The organism is Streptomyces sp. NBC_01474 (assembly GCF_035918215.1).
GTDB lineage: Bacteria > Actinomycetota > Actinomycetes > Streptomycetales > Streptomycetaceae > Streptomyces > Streptomyces aureus.
Genome location: NZ_CP109449.1, coordinates 1,019,247 through 1,034,076 on the forward strand (window position 1 = coordinate 1,019,247; position 14,830 = coordinate 1,034,076).

Genomic DNA, 14,830 nt, shown 5'->3' on the forward strand with positions numbered 1-14,830 from the left:
GCGCTGTTCGTGCCGACGGTGACGATGGCCTCGGCACGAGCGCCTTGCGTATGCCGAGCGGTCCGATGAGCCCGTCGCCCGCGCGCTCAAGCGGTACGACGTGCCGTAGACGGGCGGGCGCGGTCGGTGCCGACGGGGGCCGACGTGTCCCGCGGCGTTGACGCAGAGCGCGGCGGCCGCCGCGCCGGCGGTGAGCCAGTGACCCCTGGCCAGCCCTGCGCTTGCTTATTGGTCGCGCACTCAATAGCATTCCGGGTATGCCGTCAAGCGTCCAGCACAAGCGAATTCGGAAGACGCCGGCCGCCCGACGTGCGGAGATCGTCGACGCGGCGGCCTCGGTCGCTCTCGCCGAGGGACTCGAGTGCGTCACACTGCGGCGGATCGGCGACGAGCTCGGCGTCCGCCCCGGACTGATCAGCCACTACTTCCCCTCGGCGGACGACCTCGTGGCGGAGGCCTTCGGCAGCGCCTCCAGCGCCGAGCTCGACAGCCTCCTGCCCGCCGAGCGGGCCCAGGGGACTCCCACGCTGCACCTGGGATGGTTCTTCGCACGCGCGACGGGCGCGTCCTACGACAACATCAGCCGCCTCTGGATCAACGCGCGCCACCTCAGCCGCTACCGGTCCGTCCTGCGCGACCGGGTCGCCGAGCAGGAGGCGGCCTGGCGCGAGCGGCTCACCGACCTGATCCGGCAGGGCGTCGACCGGAACGAATTCCGTACGGACGACCCGTATGTGACGACTATTCAGATCCTGGTCGTGCTCGACGGCCTCGGAGCGCACGCGAACACCGACACCAGCAACCGTCCCGCCGAGGTGTCGCGCATGGCCGCGACTACAGCGGAACGCGAACTCGGCCTCCCGCACGGGACCCTCACCCGATCCGACGCGCCGCTCACGGCGTCGCTCACCGGCTAGGGTCCCGCGTCCCGGCCACCCCACCCGCCCTCCAAGGAGCCGCTGTGCCCACCCCTCTCGTCCTGCTCTCCGCCCGCCTGCTCGATCCGGTCACCGGCGCGTTCCTGCCGCAGACGGCCCTCGCCGTGTCCGGTGGCCGGATCTCCGCCCTGGGCGACGACCACGGCATACGTGAGCGCGTGGACGCCTCGACCACGGTGATCGACCTCAAGGGCGCCGTGGTGACCCCGGGCCTGGTCGACGGGCATCTCCACCCCGTCTCGGGCGCCGAGCTGACGGGCGGGCTCGACCTGTCGGGCTGCACCGACGTGGAGGACGTGCGCGCGGCGCTCGCCGCCGAGGTGCGGACGCTGGCGCCGGGGGCGTGGCTGCACGGCTGGGGGCTCGACCCGAACGTCTTCGGCGACCGGCCCGTCGGGATCACCCCCTTCGACTCCGTCCTCGACGGCGTACCGGCCCTTCTGCTGCTGTTCGACGCCCACTCCATGCTGGCCAGCCGGCGCGCGCTGGAACTGGCCGGTGTGGACGGCCCGCGCACCTTCGACCAGGCCTCCGCCGAGGTGGTCTGCGACGAGCGGGGCCGCCCCACCGGTCTCCTCCAGGAGGACGCCGCCTGCGAACTGGTGGAACGGGTCGCCCCGCAACCCACGCGGGAGGAGCGCCGCGACCGGCTCGCCACCACGCTGCGCGCCATGGCCGCCTCGGGGCTCACAGGCGGTCACGTCATGGACGCGAACGGCGATAGCCTCGCCCTGTTCTCCGAGCTCGACGCCGCCGGTGAGCTCGCCCTCCGCCTGCGAGTGGCGCCGTGGTGCCAGCCCGGCACCGACGCCGAAGGAGTACGGGCGCTCATCGAGCAGCAGGGCGCCGGCGGCACGCTGTGGCGCACGGACGGCGTCAAGATCTTCATGGACGGCACCATCGACAACGGCACGGCCTGGCTGGAACGCCCGGACTGCCACGGCGAGTCCACCCACGCCTTCTGGCCGGACCCCGAGGTCTACACACGGATCATCGGCGAGCTGCACCGCGCCGGAGTGCCCACCTCCACCCATGCGATCGGCGACGCCGCCGTACGCCATGTCCTCGACGCCGTCGAGAAGGCGCAGGCCGCTAGCGGGATCGGGGCGCGCCACCGCGTCGAGCACATCGAGACCGTGCCCGACGACACCCTGGGCCGGTTCGCCGCGCTCGGCGTCATCGCGTCCATGCAGCCCACCCACTGCTGCGACTTCACCCGGGCCGACCACACCGACAACTGGTCGCGCCGCCTCGGTGAGGAGCGCGCGTCGCGCGCCTGGCGCTGCCGCGATCTGCAGGACTCGGGCGCCACCGTGGTCCTCGGCTCCGACTGGCCGATCGCCCCGTATCCGCCGCTCGGGGTCATGGCCGGCGCGCGCCACCGCCGCCCGAGCCGCGACCTCACCCAGGACCCGCACGGACCCGAGCAGGCGCTCACGCCGCTGGAGGCGCTCCAGGGTCTGACGGTCAACGCGGCCTACGCGGCGGGCGAGGAGCACGAGGCCGGGCGGATCGCCGTCGGCCGTCGCGCCGACCTCACCGTTCTCGCCGACAACCCGCTCACCACCGCCGACACCGCGCTGCCGGACCTGCCGGTGCTGCTCACCGTCCTCGACGGCCGCCCCACGCACCGCGACGCGAGTCTGTAGTTGTCCGCGGGTACGCGGCGCCGCTCACACCGGCTCCGCGTACCAGCGGCGGTGGACGAACGGCTCCACCAGGAGCACCCCCACCGCCGCGACCGCCGCCACCGAGGCCGCCGGAAGCGAACCCCACGCGGCCGCGACCGCCCCGGCGAGCACCACCAGCGGGCGCACCAGGGTCAACGGCCCCAGGCCGACGACCACGGCGAGAGTGCCGGCCCGGAACGGGCCCCACAGGTAGCAGGCCAGGCTCAGTGCGACGATCACCGCGTACGGCGCGTAGCACAGGAGCATCCGGTGGGCGGCGGCGTCGAGTTCGGCGTAGCGCGCGCCCCGGTCCGCCGCGGCGACGAGCAGCGTCACGGCGAGGGCCGCGCTCAGCAGCAGCGCCGGGGCGCCGACCGCGAGACCGCGGCGGGCCGCGAGCAGCGCCCTTTTCGACTTGCGGATGCGGCCGTCCCGCCCGGTGTAGGCACGGAACCCGGCGAACGCCGCGTCGACGAGCGCCAGAGCGGCGAGCAGGAAGGCGCTCACCCTGCGCCCTCCCCCGCCGAAGCTCCCTGGCGCGTCCCGCCCACGGTGTCCGCACGCCCGACCAGGCGGCCCGACGGTCCGGGTCCCAGCTCGGCCCGCAGCGGCGGCAGCAGGTCCGGGCGTACGCCGATGACGGGGCGCAGCGTGGTGCAGAACGGGTTGCTGCGGCCCCGCGGTTCGTACACGAGCGGGGTCAGCCCGTCGGCGTGGGCGGCGGCCGCCAGGAGTGTCTCGTCGTCGTGGGCGCGGCGGGCCGACATCACGCCGTCGTGGCGGCCCAGTGGATCGCGCATCCGTGCCCGGTGGAAGACCCACGCGCCGATCGGGGCGAGACCGGTGGCGGCGATGTCGAAGTGGCAGAACGCGGCGGTGCCCGGCGTGGCCTGGGCGGCGAAGAAGGCGTCGAGGTCATCGCCGCGGAAATGGTGCAGGACGCCCGTCGACACGTACACGGTGGCGGGCTCGTCGAGGGCGAACGCGTCACCCCGTACGAAACGGCAGGGCAGTCCCTCCTCGCGGGCGAGCCGCCCGGCCTCGTTGACCAGGGCCGCGTTGAAGTCCACGCCGACCAGGTCGACATCGGGGCCGAGGGCACCCGACGAGGCCAGCCACCGCACGAGGTAGCCGAGGCCGCAGCCGACGTCGACCACCCGCAGCGGGCCGTCGGTCCGCCCGGCGGCGCGGATCACGGCGAGCAGCGGACGCAGGAGTTCGGCGATGCGGTCGCCGAGGCGCAGTTCCTCGCTGAGCCGCTGGAGCTCGGTGTGGACGGCGACGAGCCGGCGGTCCACGGCGAGCGGATCGAGGTTCCCGTCGTCGTCGCACGCGAGCCCGGCGGCGATACGGGCGCCACTGCGGTCACCCGCGGCGACGAGCCGCGCGACGACGTCGGCGCCCCGCACCGGCAGGCGTTCGCGCGTGCCGGGGTCGTGGTCCACGACCAGATCGGATATCTCGATGAGCTGCACAGGGAGAAGGTACGCGGCTGGGGAGGACGTCGGCGCCGCGCCCCGGGAGGCGGGAACCGGGAGGCGGTTCTGGCGGCGTGGTGTCGTGCTTCGCGCGTGTGGTACCGCCGTTGGGCCGCCGCCCTCGTCAACGGCGTCACCGCGTGGGTGGCCCTGCACGATGTCGCCCGGCTCGACGCCCGGGACCGGGTCCTCGTCCTCGGGGTGACCGGCGGCCTGGGCGCCACCACGGCGCGGATGGCGGCGCTCTTCCTGGCCCGGCAGGTGATCGGGGTCGTCGGCCGCGACCCGGACCGGGCGCCGGCCGAGTGCACGGACGTGGTGGTCGCGGACGCGCTGGCCGAGGGTCTCGACCGGCTCACGCCGGACGGATCGGTGGACGTCGTCATCGACCCGGTGGGCGGCCCGCTGCGCGCCGCCGCGTTCCAGCGCCTCGCCCCCTTCGGACGCCAGGTCGTCCTCGGCAACGCCAGCCGCGACGATCGGCTCTTCTCCGGTGACGAGACCTGGCTGGCGACGCGCACGGTGTCCGGCCTGAGCATCGGCGGCGTCGCCCATCTGCGCCCGGCGACCTGCACCGAGGCACTCACCGCCGTCATCTCCCTGGTGGCCCGCGGCATCCTGGACGAGCCACTGCCCGCGGTCGAGCCGCTGGAGAACGCCGGCAAGGTGCACGAGGCCCTGGAGAGCCGGACGGCCCCGGCGAAGACGGTGCTGTCCGTGGCCGATTGAACTCTTGCCCGCACCACGGCCGGACGACCCCGCCCGCCCTCGGACGGACGGGGCCATCGCTGTCGCGGCTACCGCGAAACCACCTGATCGGACACCGCACCCGGCACCGGTGCGTAGCCGGTCGCCCGGCTGGTGAACGTGCCCCGGCCCTGGGTCCGGCCACGCAACTGGGACGCGTAGCCGAAGAGTTCGGCCAGCGGCACCGTCGCCGTGACGACCGCGGTGCCCGCGCGCATCGCGGAGGCGGAGATCTGTCCGCGTCGCGCCGCCAGGTCCCCGAGCACCCCGCCCACGGCGTCCTCGGGCACGGTGGCCGTGACCTCGACGACCGGTTCGAGGAGCGCCATGACGCTCGCCCGGAAGGCCGCCCTGAGCGCGAAACGGCCCGCCGTACGGAACGCCATCGGCGAGGAGTCCTTGGGGTGCGTGGCCCCGTCGGTGAGCGTGACCTGCACCCCGGTGACCCGATGGCCGCCGAGGGGGCCCTCGCTCAGGGCGTCCCTGCACCCGGCCTCCACGGCCTGGACGTAGTCCCGCGGCAGCCGTCCGCCGGTGACGACCGACCGGAACACGAAGTCCGCCGCGCCGTCGCCCGTGCCGTCCTGCGCCGCCGGCAGCGGCCGTACGTCGATGACGACGTGCGCGAACTGGCCCGCTCCTCCCTCCTGTTTGACATGCCGGTACACCAGACCGGACACCCCGCGCGAGACCGTCTCCCGGTAGGCCACCTGGGGCCTGCCGACGCCGACCTCCAGACCGTGGGCCCGGCGGATCTTCTCCACCGCCACCTCCAGATGCAGTTCGCCCATGCCCGAGAGCACCGTCTGGCCGCTCTCGCGGTCCGTTCTGACGATGAGCGAGGGGTCCTCCTCGACGAGCCGTGCCAGCGCGGACACCAGCCGGGCACTGTCGGCGTTCCTGCGTGCCTCGACCGCCACGGAGACGACCGGTTCGGCCACCGTGGGCGGTTCGAGGACGACAGGCGCGTCGGGTGCGCACAGGGTCGCGCCGCTGCGGACGGCCTTCACTCCGGCCACCGCGACGATGTCCCCGGCCACCGCGCGCTCCACCTCGGTGTGCCGGTCGGCCTGGACGCGCAGGATCCGGCCGATCCGCTCCGTACGCCGTGCGCCCGCATCCCACACCGCCTCTCCCCTGTGAACCGTTCCCGAGTACACCCGCAGATAGGTCAGACGCCCGCGAGGGGTCGCCTGCACCTTGAACACCAGCGCGGCCAGCGGTGCCGCCGGATCGCAGGCCCGCTCCTGTTCGTCGTCGCCGACGGCCCCGCGGACCGCGGGCACGTCGAGCGGTGACGGCAGGTAGGCGACGACCGCGTCCAGGAGCGGCTCGACACCGCGGTTGCGGTACGCCGATCCGCACAGCACGACGACACCCTCACCGCTGCGCGTCAGATCCCGCAGCGCTCCTGCCAACGTCCCGGCGGACAGCGCCGATCCGTCGCAGAACTCCTCCAGGGCGCCGGGATGCAGCTGCGCCACCGTCTCCTCGAGGAGCCGCCTGCGCCGCCGCGCCTCCTCGCGCAGCTCTTCCGGCACGGACCCCTCCTCGTAGGTGTCGCCGCCCTCGCGCCAGGTGAGAAGGCGCATGCGGATCAGGTCGACGACACCGGTGAACGCGTCCTCGCGGCCGACCGGCAACTGAACCACCATCGGGACCGTGTCGAGGCGTCGGCGCATCGACTCGACCGCCGTGTCGAGGTCGGCACCGGCACGGTCGAGCTTGTTCACGAAGGCGATGCGCGGCACGCCGTGGCGGTCGGCCTGCCGCCAGACCGATTCGCTCTGCGGCTCGACGCCCGCGACGGCGTCGAACACCGCGATGGCGCCGTCCAGCACGCGCAGGGAGCGCTCGACCTCGTCGGCGAAGTCGACATGGCCCGGGGTGTCGATCAGGTTGATCCGGTGCCCGTCCCAGGCGCAGCTGACGGCCGCGGCGGAGATGGTGATGCCCCGTTCGCGTTCCTGGACGTCGAAGTCGGTGACGGTGGTGCCGTCGTGGACCTCGCCGCGTTTGTAGGTGGCGCCGGTGGTGTAGAGGATCCGTTCGGTGACGGTGGTCTTGCCGGCGTCGACGTGGGCGAGGATGCCCACGTTGCGGACGGCGGTCAGGGGGTCGGTGTCATGACGGTGCAGGTCGGTACGCACGCCTGTGGCCTTTCAGGTGGTTCCGCACAGAGGCAGCGCGATTACCGGACGGACAGCGCAACGGGCCCCGCCGAAGGGGCGGTTCGAGGGCGTGCGGACACGTGAGGTGTCAGATGTTCGTCGCGGGGGTCCGGTACCGGCCGCGCAGCCGGTGCCGGGCGCACCGAGACACCAGGATCACCTCGAACCGTGACCGGGGAACGACGACAGCGGTGCGGTGACGCACGGCCCGGCTCCCCTCTCTTGTCACGGCGCGCGCTGCGACGAAGGGCCGCGGCGTGAATACGTGGCGAGTGTAGGGAACCGGACCCGAGCCGGGCACCCGATTAAATGCGGCCCCGGGCTCGTCTCGGAAGCGGCCCGCAGGCTCGTCGCTCAGGGATGCATCCGCGCCCCCTTGAGGACCTTGTCGACGGCGTTGCGCGGGCCGTACACGGCCATGCCCACCAGGTCCAGTCGGTCGGCGGGCACGGCCCGGACCGCCGCGCGGTTGTCCCGGTCGTTGCCCGTGCCGAACAGCTCCGCCGTGAACACGGCCGTCGGCAGCGAGCGCGACAGGGCACGTCCGTGCGCCGTGGCCAGAGTCTGCTTCGGCCCCTCGAAGACAAGCACCGGCTGGCGGAACATGGGCAGGTACGCGGTGGCGTCGGCGTCCTCGTACGGGGCTCCGACCACCTCGGGGGCCACCGTACCGAGCCCGCTGACCAGGAACGCGGTCACGTTGAGCCGCTGCCAGGGCTCCAGGTCGTCGCGCAGCAGGACGGCGATCTTGGTGTCGAAACGGACCGGCGCGGGGCCGGAATGATCATCCGCCGCGGCCGGCGCCGGGCTCGCAACGTCGGTGGGGATCTCGTCCATCGTTCTCATGCTTCGAGACTGCGCTGTCCAGGCCGGTCCGGTCTTGTACGTTCCTTGCATGGTGCCCCGGCCGGAGATCTCCGCGTGGCGCCCGCGGGTCGCGGGCGTCGTGGAGGTGTTCCACGCCCACTTCACCGAGCACGCGTACCCCATGCACGTCCACGACGCGTGGACGCTGCTGATCGTCGACGACGGCGCGGTCCGCTACCACCTGGACCGCCACGAGCGCGGCACACCGAACGACACCGTCAGCCTGCTTCCGCCGCGCGTGCCGCACAACGGGTCGCCCGCCACCGCACACGGCTTCCGCAAGCGCGTCCTCTACCTCGACATGACGCAGCTCGACGAGACCTTCATCGGAGCGGCGGTGGACGGACCCGACCTCACCGACCCCGTCCTGCGCACCCGCGTCGACCGGCTCCACAGCGCCCTCGCGCACCCCGGCGACGAGTTCGAGGCGCAGAGCCGCCTCGCCCTGATCGGCGAACGCCTGCGCACCCACCTGCGCCCCGGGGTCCCCGACACCGAGCCGCCCGGCCGGGGCGTCGCCCACGACCTGCGGGACCTCCTGGACGCACGACTCCTGGACGGCATCGCCCTGGACGAGGCGGCGCGTCTCGTCCACGCCCACCCGACCCATCTCGTACGCGCCTTCAGCAGGGCCTTCGGCATTCCGCCGCACCAGTACGTGATGTCCCGCCGTGTCGATCTGGCGCGCCGTCTTCTCCTCGGCGGGCAGCCGCCGGGCGAGGTGGCGACCGCCGCCGGGTTCTACGACCAGTCGCACCTCACCCGGCACTTCAAGCGGGTCCTCGGCACCACCCCGGGCCGCTACGCCCGCACCGCTCCCTGAGCACTTCAGGTGCTTTTAGCGGGTGTTGTACACGTTCGCGGAACCACTTCCCCCTACCGTCGTTGCACGGATGCCGCCGGACGCCGAGGCCGGGCCGCGACAAGACCCAGGGAGTGTGTGTGAAGGTTGTCTGTGTCGGTGGAGGTCCCGCCACCCTGTACTTCTCGATCCTGTTGAAGCTCCAGTCCCCTTCGCACGACATCACCGTCTTCGAGCGGAACCCGGCCGGCTCCACCTACGGCTGGGGCGTCACCTACTGGCCGGACATGCTGGAGCGGCTCAGGCGCCACGACCCGCACTCCGCGTCCGCCATCAGCGAGGAGTCGCTGCGCTGGCGTGACGGGGTCGCCCACGTCGGGGAGCGCACCACGACCCACGCGGGCGACGAGGGCTTCGCCATCGGCCGGCACAAGCTCCTCGACATCCTCGCCCGCCGCGCGGAGGCCCTCGGCGTCGACATCGAGTACGGCCGCGAGGTCCCCGACCGCGAGCAGCTGCCCGAGGCCGACCTGATCGTGGCCGGCGACGGCGCCAACAGCACGCTGCGCGACCGCCATGCCGGCCACTTCGGCACGCACACCACCCTGGGCCGCAACCCCTACCTCTGGCTCGGCACGACCAAGGTGTTCCGCTCCTTCACGTTCGCCTTCGCACAGACCGCGCACGGCTGGATCTGGTGTTACGCGTACGGGTACAGCGGCGAGCACAGCACCTGCGTCGTCGAGTGCTCCAAGGCGACCTGGCAGGGCCTCGAACTCGACCGCCTGCCCCAGCCGGACGCCCTGCGCCGCCTGGAGGGAATCTTCGCGTCGCTCCTCGACGGCCACTCGCTCATCGGCCGCAGCGACCTCGGCGGCCCGGCCCCCTGGCAGACCTTCCGCACCCTCACCAACCGGACCTGGTCGCACGGCAACCTGGTGCTGCTCGGCGACGCCGCGCACACCACGCACTACTCCATCGGCGCGGGCACGACGCTCGCGATGCAGGACGCGATGGTCCTGGCGAACTCCCTCGCCGAGGCGAAGACGATCCAGCCGGCGCTCAGCCACTACGAGCGCACCCGCAAGAGCGAGCTGCTTTCCGTCCAGAGCGCGGCCCGGCACAGCGCCCAGTGGTACGAGAACCTCCCCCGCTACATCCAGCTCCCACCGGCCCACATGTTCGCCCTGCTCGGCCAGCGGCACTCCCCGCTGCTCCCCCACATCCCGCCCCAGCTCTACTACCGGATCGACCAGGCCGCCGACCAGTTGCAGTCACTGCGCAGACTCAAGCAGTGGCTGGGACCGCGCCTCGCCCGCACCCTCCAGCACCGCAACTCCGCGCGCGGGTAAGGCACTTCGGCTCAGAGGCTCAGAGGCTCAGAGGCTCAGAGGCTCAGAGGCGGATGATCACGACTGCCGTGTCGTCGGAGTTGCCGCCGCGCGGGATCAGTTCGGCGAGCACGGTGTCGGCGAGGCGTTCCGCGTCCGCCGACACGTGGCGGGTCAGGCAGTCCGCGAGGCGGCCCAGGCCCACGTCGATGTCCTCGCGGCGCCGCTCGACCAGGCCGTCGGTGTAGAGGACGAGCGTGGCCCCGTCCTCGAAGGCGGTCTCGCCCTCGGGTCTGGCGACGTGTTCGGGGCGGGCGCCGAGCGGCGGGTCCGTCGCCCGGTCCAGGAACTCCACAGTGCCGTCGGGGTGCAGCAGCGCGGGCGGAAGGTGGCCCGCGCTGCTGTAGGCGAGGGTGTGGCGGTCGCAGTCGACGACCGCCAGTGCGACGGTGGTGGACTCGGCGCCCTCGACCGAGCGGGCGTAGAGGCCGAGTGCGTCGAGCGCGGCCGCGGGGCCGTCGGCCACGAGCACGGCGGCACTCAGAGCGCTGCGGAGTTGACCCATGACGCCGGCCGCGTGCAGGCCGTGGCCGACCACGTCACCCACCGCCACCGCGAGCCGGTTGCCGGGCAGCTCGGCCAGGTCGTACCAGTCTCCACAGACGTTCAGGGCGCCCACGGCCGGCCGGTAGCGCACGGCCGCCCTGCCACCGCCGACGCGTTCCGGCACCGGCAACATCGCGGCCTGGAGGGTCAGGGCGACCTCGCGCTCACGGGCGTGGGCCCGGCGCAGCCGCTCGTTGACCTCCTGAAGTTCCCTGGCGCGGGTGTACAGCTCCGCCTCCAGCACCTGGGCCCGGTCACCGTCGCGGTCGCCCTTGGCGCGGATCAGCTCGGTGACCTCCTCCACCCGGTGCAGCAGCAGTACGACGCTGCCGTCGGGGCCGAAGACAGGGGCGTTGACCGGGCTCCAGTAGCGCTCGTGCCACTGGCCGGGCCGGTCGGGGTACTCGACGTCGTACCGCTGGAGCGCCATGGCGTCGCGTTCCCCGGTGGCCACCACCCTCCGCAGCGACAGCTCCAGGTCACGCATGCCGGTCGCGCCGTCGTCGTTTGGGTTGTCCGGGAAGACGTCGAACAGATACCGGCCGACGAGCTGTTCACGGGCGCGCCCCGACATCTGGCAGAACGCCTCGTTGGCGTCCGCGTACACAAGGTCGGGTCTGAGCAGTGCGACCGATCCGGGCAGCGCCTGGAACACCTGCTCGTAGTCGATTCCGGAATTCCTCACGACGCGTCCCGCCTCCTTGCGTGTGCCGCATGTGCGGCGACGGGTGACCGGACACCCCGCGGTCGGACGACCACAGGGTGTCCCAGTCCCAGGGGCCGGAGCTCCGATTACGTCATCGGCGGCGTGTCCTGTGGCCGGACCGCCCGGCCGCCGTCAGTGGTGCCAGGCGTGGCCGCCCGTGTTGTGGATGAAGCGCTGAAGCACCTTGAGGGTGGTCAGATACTCCTCGTCCGAGACTCCCGCGTGCCGCTCGGCCCACAACTCCCGCTGGAGCAAAGCGACTTCGTCGAAGAAGTCCTTGCCCGCCGGCGTGAGCGAGAGCCGCCCCTCGGCGTCCTCGGTGATCCAGCCGTGGGCGATCGTCGCGTCGATCTCCTCCGCCAGGACGGCCTCACCCGCGTCGAGGTAGCCGCTGAGGGTTTCGGACACCTCCGCCCGGGTCTTGATGCGGTCGGCCCGTGCGACCTGCGCGAGGACCCACCACTGCGGCTGGGTGGTGCCCTTCTCCGCGAGGGCGCCCCGGATGCGGGTGACGACGGCCTTGTAGGCGGCCCAGGCCCAGTAGCCGATGGGCTGCTCGATCAGTTCTGCGTCGCTGTGCGAGTACTCCATGGCTGGTTCGCTCCGTCCGGTGCGCACGATTCTTCGGTGCATCCGAGCCTAGAAACTCAACCGCACTTGAGGTCCAGGGCTCGCGGCGGAAAAGATCGCGGCCGATTTCGGATCGCGCATGGCGGGTGTGCCCTGTCACCCTGCTGTCATGAGTGATGCCGAAGTGCTGCTCCTCGGCGGACGGGCCGGTGTCGGCAAGACGACCGTGGGCTGGGAGGTGTCGGCCCTCCTACGTGCCGTGGAGGTGTCGCACGCCGTGATCGAGGGTGACTTCATGGGGCAGGTGCATCCGGCGCCGGAGGGCGACCCGCACCGGGCCGGGGTCACCGAGGACAATCTGACGGCCGTGTGGGGAAACTTCGCCAGGCGCGGCTACCGCCGCCTCATCTACACGAACACAGTGAGCGTGCTGCCCGAGGCGGCGGGCATGTTCGAGCGCGCGATGGGATCGGGCGTCCGGATCGTACGGGTCCTGCTCACCGCGTCCGACGCCACCGCCGGCGAGCGGCTGACCGCCCGGGAGCTCGGCTCGGAGCTGGAGACGGAGCTGCGGGGCAGCGCCCGCAAGGCACGCCTCCTGGACGAGCGGGCCCCCGCGGACACCGTGCGAGTGGCGACCGACGGGCGGACGGTCGGCGACATCGCCCGCCAGGTGGTGGCCGCGACCGGCTGGACCGAGCGGCCGCCTGTCACCGGGTGGACCTAAGGTCTTTCGTTCGTATCGAGACGACAACGGACGAAAACGCCTCAGATGTGCGCACCAGACCCCGCGAGCCCCTGATCCAGACGAAATGGCCCTGGCTTCAGCCTCCCGCGACCGGGGGGATCCGGCTCGCGGTGCCCGAGCTGGCCAGCCAGCGGCCCCCGTGGCGTGACACCTCGATGGGGCGGCCGAAGCAGGCCGTCATCCGGGCGGACGTGAGCACCTCGTCGGCCCGGCCTCCCGCCAGAACTCGGCCGTCGCGCAGGAGCAGCGCGTGGCCGATCGCCGGTGACAGCTCTTCCAGGTGGTGGGTGACGGTAATGGTCGCCAACCCCCTTCGCCCCTCGGCGAGTTGACGCATCGTGTCGATGAGGTCCTCGCGCGAGGGCAGGTCGAGCGCGTTGAAGGGCTCGTCGAGCAGGAGCAGGGACGGGTCCGCCATCAGCGCGCGGGCGATGAGGATGCGCGCCCGCTGGCCGCCTGAGCAGACGCCGTACGGCCGGTCGGCGAGCTCCTTGATGTCGAGTTCGGCCAGGAGCCTGTGCGCGCGCTCGCGCACGTCGGCGTCGTACTTGCGCCACAGCGGCTGCACGGTGCCGGTGTGCCCGGTCAGGACGACGGTGTGCCCGGTGAGGTCCTGCGGCACGCGCTGCGCGCTCGACACCAGGCCGATGTGCGCGCGCAGTTCGCGTACGTCGACCGTGCCGAGGCGGTGGCCGAGGACCTCGACGGTGCCGGTGGTGGGGTGCATCAGGGCGCCGATGAGGCGGAGCACGCTGGTCTTGCCGGCGCCGTTGGCGCCGAGCAGGGCCCAGTGTTCGCCGGAGCGCACCGTCCAGTCGATGTCGTCGAGGATGGCCTGGCCCGTCGTGAACCTGCGCACGCAGGCCCCGTCGAGGGCGGCGACGATCCGTCCGTTGCTCACTGACGCCTCCTGTCGAATGGACCGGCACAGGTTAGCTGCACACGGCACTCAAACGCGGAGAGGTCCAGTTCGTGGACGTGCCGGGGCACGCCGGTGCGAGGGAACGGGTGACGGCCGGGGCGCCGACCCCTTCTCGTAGGGTCGTCACCACCCGCTCATCCGAGGAGAAGCTCGTGACCATTGCCTTCAACGACGTACGGGCCGCGGCGGACCGCATCGCGGGGCACACCCGCCCGCTCGTGGTGGCCCCCTTGGGCGACCGGGCGTTCGACGGTGCGTTCGGCGAGGCCGAAGGGTGGCTTGCGCTGGAGTTCATGCAGCACACCGGCTCGTTCAAGGCGCGTGGCGCCTACAACTTCGTGCGCAGCCACATCGAGGCGGGCCTGATGCCGGACGCGGGCGTCGTCATCGCTTCCGGGGGCAACGCCGGGCTCGCCTGCGCCTGGGCCGCGGCCCGGCACTCGGTCCAGGCCACCGTCTTCGTCCCCGAGGCGGCGCCCGCGGTGAAGGTCGACAGGCTCCGGCGGCTGGGAGCCACGGTCCGGCAGGTCGGCTCGGAGTACGCGGAGGCGCTGGCGGCCTCGCAGAAGTACGCGGCCGAGAGCGGCGCCCTGGAGTCCCACGCGTACGACCACCCGTTGATCGCGGCCGGTGCCGGCACGGTCATGGAGGAGCTCGTTCAGGCGCTGCCCGGCGTCGACACCGTCCTCGTCGCGGTGGGCGGCGGCGGACTGTTCACGGGCATCGCCGCGTCGGCGCGTGAGCACGGCGTGCGGGTCGTGGCCGTGGAGCCGGAGCACTGCTGCGCCCTGCACTCCGCGCTGCAGGCGGGCGCGGTGGTCGACGTCCCGGTCGACTCCGTCGCCGCGGACTCCCTCGGCGCACGCCGCACCTCCGAGATGGCGCTCGAATGGGCGGGCAAGGACCATGTACGGTCCGTTCTCGTGACCGACGAGGCGATCGTGTCCGCACGTCAGGCCCTGTGGGACGACCGACGGCTCGCAGTCGAGCACGCGGCGGCCACGGCGCTCGCGGCGGTGACCTCAGGCGTCTACACGCCCGCACCCGGCGAGCGGGTCGCCGTGATCCTGTGCGGCGCGAACACGGACCCCGGCGACCTCACGCGGGGCACACGCCTCCCGGGCTGACACATCCCCGCGGTCACGCACCCCGCGGGCGTTCCAGCGCGAACCCGGGCGATCGAACTTACGATGGGGTTCTCCGGCCGCTCCCGCGCGCACGTCCGCGGGAACCGGCGCCGGGGCGAGACGCCGATGAGTTCGGGGTGGAAGACG

14 protein-coding genes are annotated in these 14,830 nt (G+C 72.6%); 7 read left to right on the forward strand and 7 right to left on the reverse strand.

Annotation, left to right across the window (positions count from 1 at the left end; genetic code table 11):
* Positions 1 to 257 precede the first annotated feature (257 nt).
* Both OG758_RS04980 and OG758_RS04985 read left to right on the forward strand, forming a co-directional pair.
* Positions 258 to 917: a TetR/AcrR family transcriptional regulator gene (locus OG758_RS04980; RefSeq protein WP_326708804.1), complete on the forward strand. Its 660-nt coding sequence runs from the start codon at positions 258 to 260 to the stop codon at positions 915 to 917.
* 44 nt (positions 918 to 961) lie between these two features.
* The gene (locus tag OG758_RS04985; RefSeq protein WP_326708805.1) at positions 962 to 2,587 is read left to right on the forward strand and encodes an amidohydrolase; all 1,626 of its coding nucleotides are present in this window, start codon (positions 962 to 964) and stop codon (positions 2,585 to 2,587) included.
* A 24-nt stretch (positions 2,588 to 2,611) separates the two neighbouring features.
* Here the strand turns inward: OG758_RS04985 and OG758_RS04990 are convergent, their stop codons facing one another.
* Positions 2,612 to 3,115 (reverse strand): hypothetical protein, encoded by a 504-nt coding sequence (locus tag OG758_RS04990; protein ID WP_326708806.1) that lies wholly within the window; start codon positions 3,113 to 3,115, stop codon positions 2,612 to 2,614.
* The gene (locus tag OG758_RS04995; protein ID WP_326708807.1) at positions 3,112 to 4,083 is read right to left on the reverse strand and encodes a class I SAM-dependent methyltransferase; all 972 of its coding nucleotides are present in this window, start codon (positions 4,081 to 4,083) and stop codon (positions 3,112 to 3,114) included. The genes OG758_RS04990 and OG758_RS04995 overlap by 4 nt, the downstream gene beginning before the upstream one ends.
* A gap of 96 nt (positions 4,084 to 4,179) precedes the next feature.
* On the opposite strand from OG758_RS04995, the gene OG758_RS05000 reads away from it, so the two are divergent.
* Entirely contained in the window at positions 4,180 to 4,815 is a 636-nt protein-coding gene (locus tag OG758_RS05000) for a zinc-binding dehydrogenase (protein WP_326708808.1), read from the forward strand.
* A gap of 68 nt (positions 4,816 to 4,883) precedes the next feature.
* Here OG758_RS05000 and fusA read toward each other — a convergent pair whose 3' ends face one another.
* Together fusA and OG758_RS05010 are read right to left on the reverse strand one after the other, a co-directional pair.
* Positions 4,884 to 6,983, reverse strand: coding sequence for an elongation factor G (gene fusA, locus OG758_RS05005; RefSeq protein ID WP_326708809.1), 2,100 nt, complete (start codon positions 6,981 to 6,983; stop codon positions 4,884 to 4,886).
* Positions 6,984 to 7,358: 375 nt separating this feature from the next.
* Positions 7,359 to 7,841, reverse strand: coding sequence for a DUF2000 domain-containing protein (locus tag OG758_RS05010; RefSeq protein WP_326715807.1), 483 nt, complete (start codon positions 7,839 to 7,841; stop codon positions 7,359 to 7,361).
* 58 nt (positions 7,842 to 7,899) lie between these two features.
* Between OG758_RS05010 and OG758_RS05015 the strand changes: the two genes are divergently transcribed.
* Both OG758_RS05015 and OG758_RS05020 read left to right on the forward strand, forming a co-directional pair.
* Entirely contained in the window at positions 7,900 to 8,694 is a 795-nt protein-coding gene (locus OG758_RS05015; protein WP_326708810.1) for a helix-turn-helix transcriptional regulator, read from the forward strand.
* 119 nt (positions 8,695 to 8,813) lie between these two features.
* Positions 8,814 to 10,025, forward strand: coding sequence for an FAD-dependent monooxygenase (locus OG758_RS05020; RefSeq protein ID WP_326708811.1), 1,212 nt, complete (start codon positions 8,814 to 8,816; stop codon positions 10,023 to 10,025).
* A 43-nt stretch (positions 10,026 to 10,068) separates the two neighbouring features.
* Here OG758_RS05020 and OG758_RS05025 read toward each other — a convergent pair whose 3' ends face one another.
* Positions 10,069 to 11,295 (reverse strand): SpoIIE family protein phosphatase, encoded by a 1,227-nt coding sequence (locus tag OG758_RS05025; protein ID WP_326708812.1) that lies wholly within the window; start codon positions 11,293 to 11,295, stop codon positions 10,069 to 10,071.
* 153 nt (positions 11,296 to 11,448) lie between these two features.
* The gene (locus tag OG758_RS05030) at positions 11,449 to 11,907 is read right to left on the reverse strand and encodes a MarR family winged helix-turn-helix transcriptional regulator (protein ID WP_326708813.1); all 459 of its coding nucleotides are present in this window, start codon (positions 11,905 to 11,907) and stop codon (positions 11,449 to 11,451) included.
* A 148-nt stretch (positions 11,908 to 12,055) separates the two neighbouring features.
* Here OG758_RS05030 and OG758_RS05035 point away from each other — a divergent pair, with 148 nt between their 5' ends.
* On the forward strand, positions 12,056 to 12,613 hold the full coding sequence (locus tag OG758_RS05035) for an AAA family ATPase (protein WP_326708814.1): 558 nt from the start codon (positions 12,056 to 12,058) through the stop codon (positions 12,611 to 12,613).
* Positions 12,614 to 12,710: 97 nt separating this feature from the next.
* On the opposite strand, the gene OG758_RS05040 is transcribed toward OG758_RS05035, so the two are convergent.
* Complete coding sequence (locus OG758_RS05040) at positions 12,711 to 13,535, reverse strand: ABC transporter ATP-binding protein (RefSeq protein ID WP_326708815.1); 825 nt, start codon at positions 13,533 to 13,535, stop codon at positions 12,711 to 12,713.
* 173 nt (positions 13,536 to 13,708) lie between these two features.
* On the opposite strand from OG758_RS05040, the gene OG758_RS05045 reads away from it, so the two are divergent.
* Positions 13,709 to 14,683: a threonine/serine dehydratase gene (locus OG758_RS05045; protein ID WP_326708816.1), complete on the forward strand. Its 975-nt coding sequence runs from the start codon at positions 13,709 to 13,711 to the stop codon at positions 14,681 to 14,683.
* Positions 14,684 to 14,830: the final 147 nt, after the last annotated feature.

What these genes read in the sequence shown, in the direction of transcription:
- OG758_RS04980 (WP_326708804.1), top strand. Translation starts at nt 258, where the DNA reads ATGCCGTCAAGCGTCCAGCACAAGCGAATTCGGAAGACGCCGGCCGCC.
- OG758_RS05010 (WP_326715807.1), bottom strand. Translation starts at nt 7,841, where the DNA reads ATGGACGAGATCCCCACCGACGTTGCGAGCCCGGCGCCGGCCGCGGCG.
- OG758_RS05015 (WP_326708810.1), top strand. Translation starts at nt 7,900, where the DNA reads ATGGTGCCCCGGCCGGAGATCTCCGCGTGGCGCCCGCGGGTCGCGGGC.
- OG758_RS05030 (WP_326708813.1), bottom strand. Translation starts at nt 11,907, where the DNA reads ATGGAGTACTCGCACAGCGACGCAGAACTGATCGAGCAGCCCATCGGC.
- OG758_RS05035 (WP_326708814.1), top strand. Translation starts at nt 12,056, where the DNA reads ATGAGTGATGCCGAAGTGCTGCTCCTCGGCGGACGGGCCGGTGTCGGC.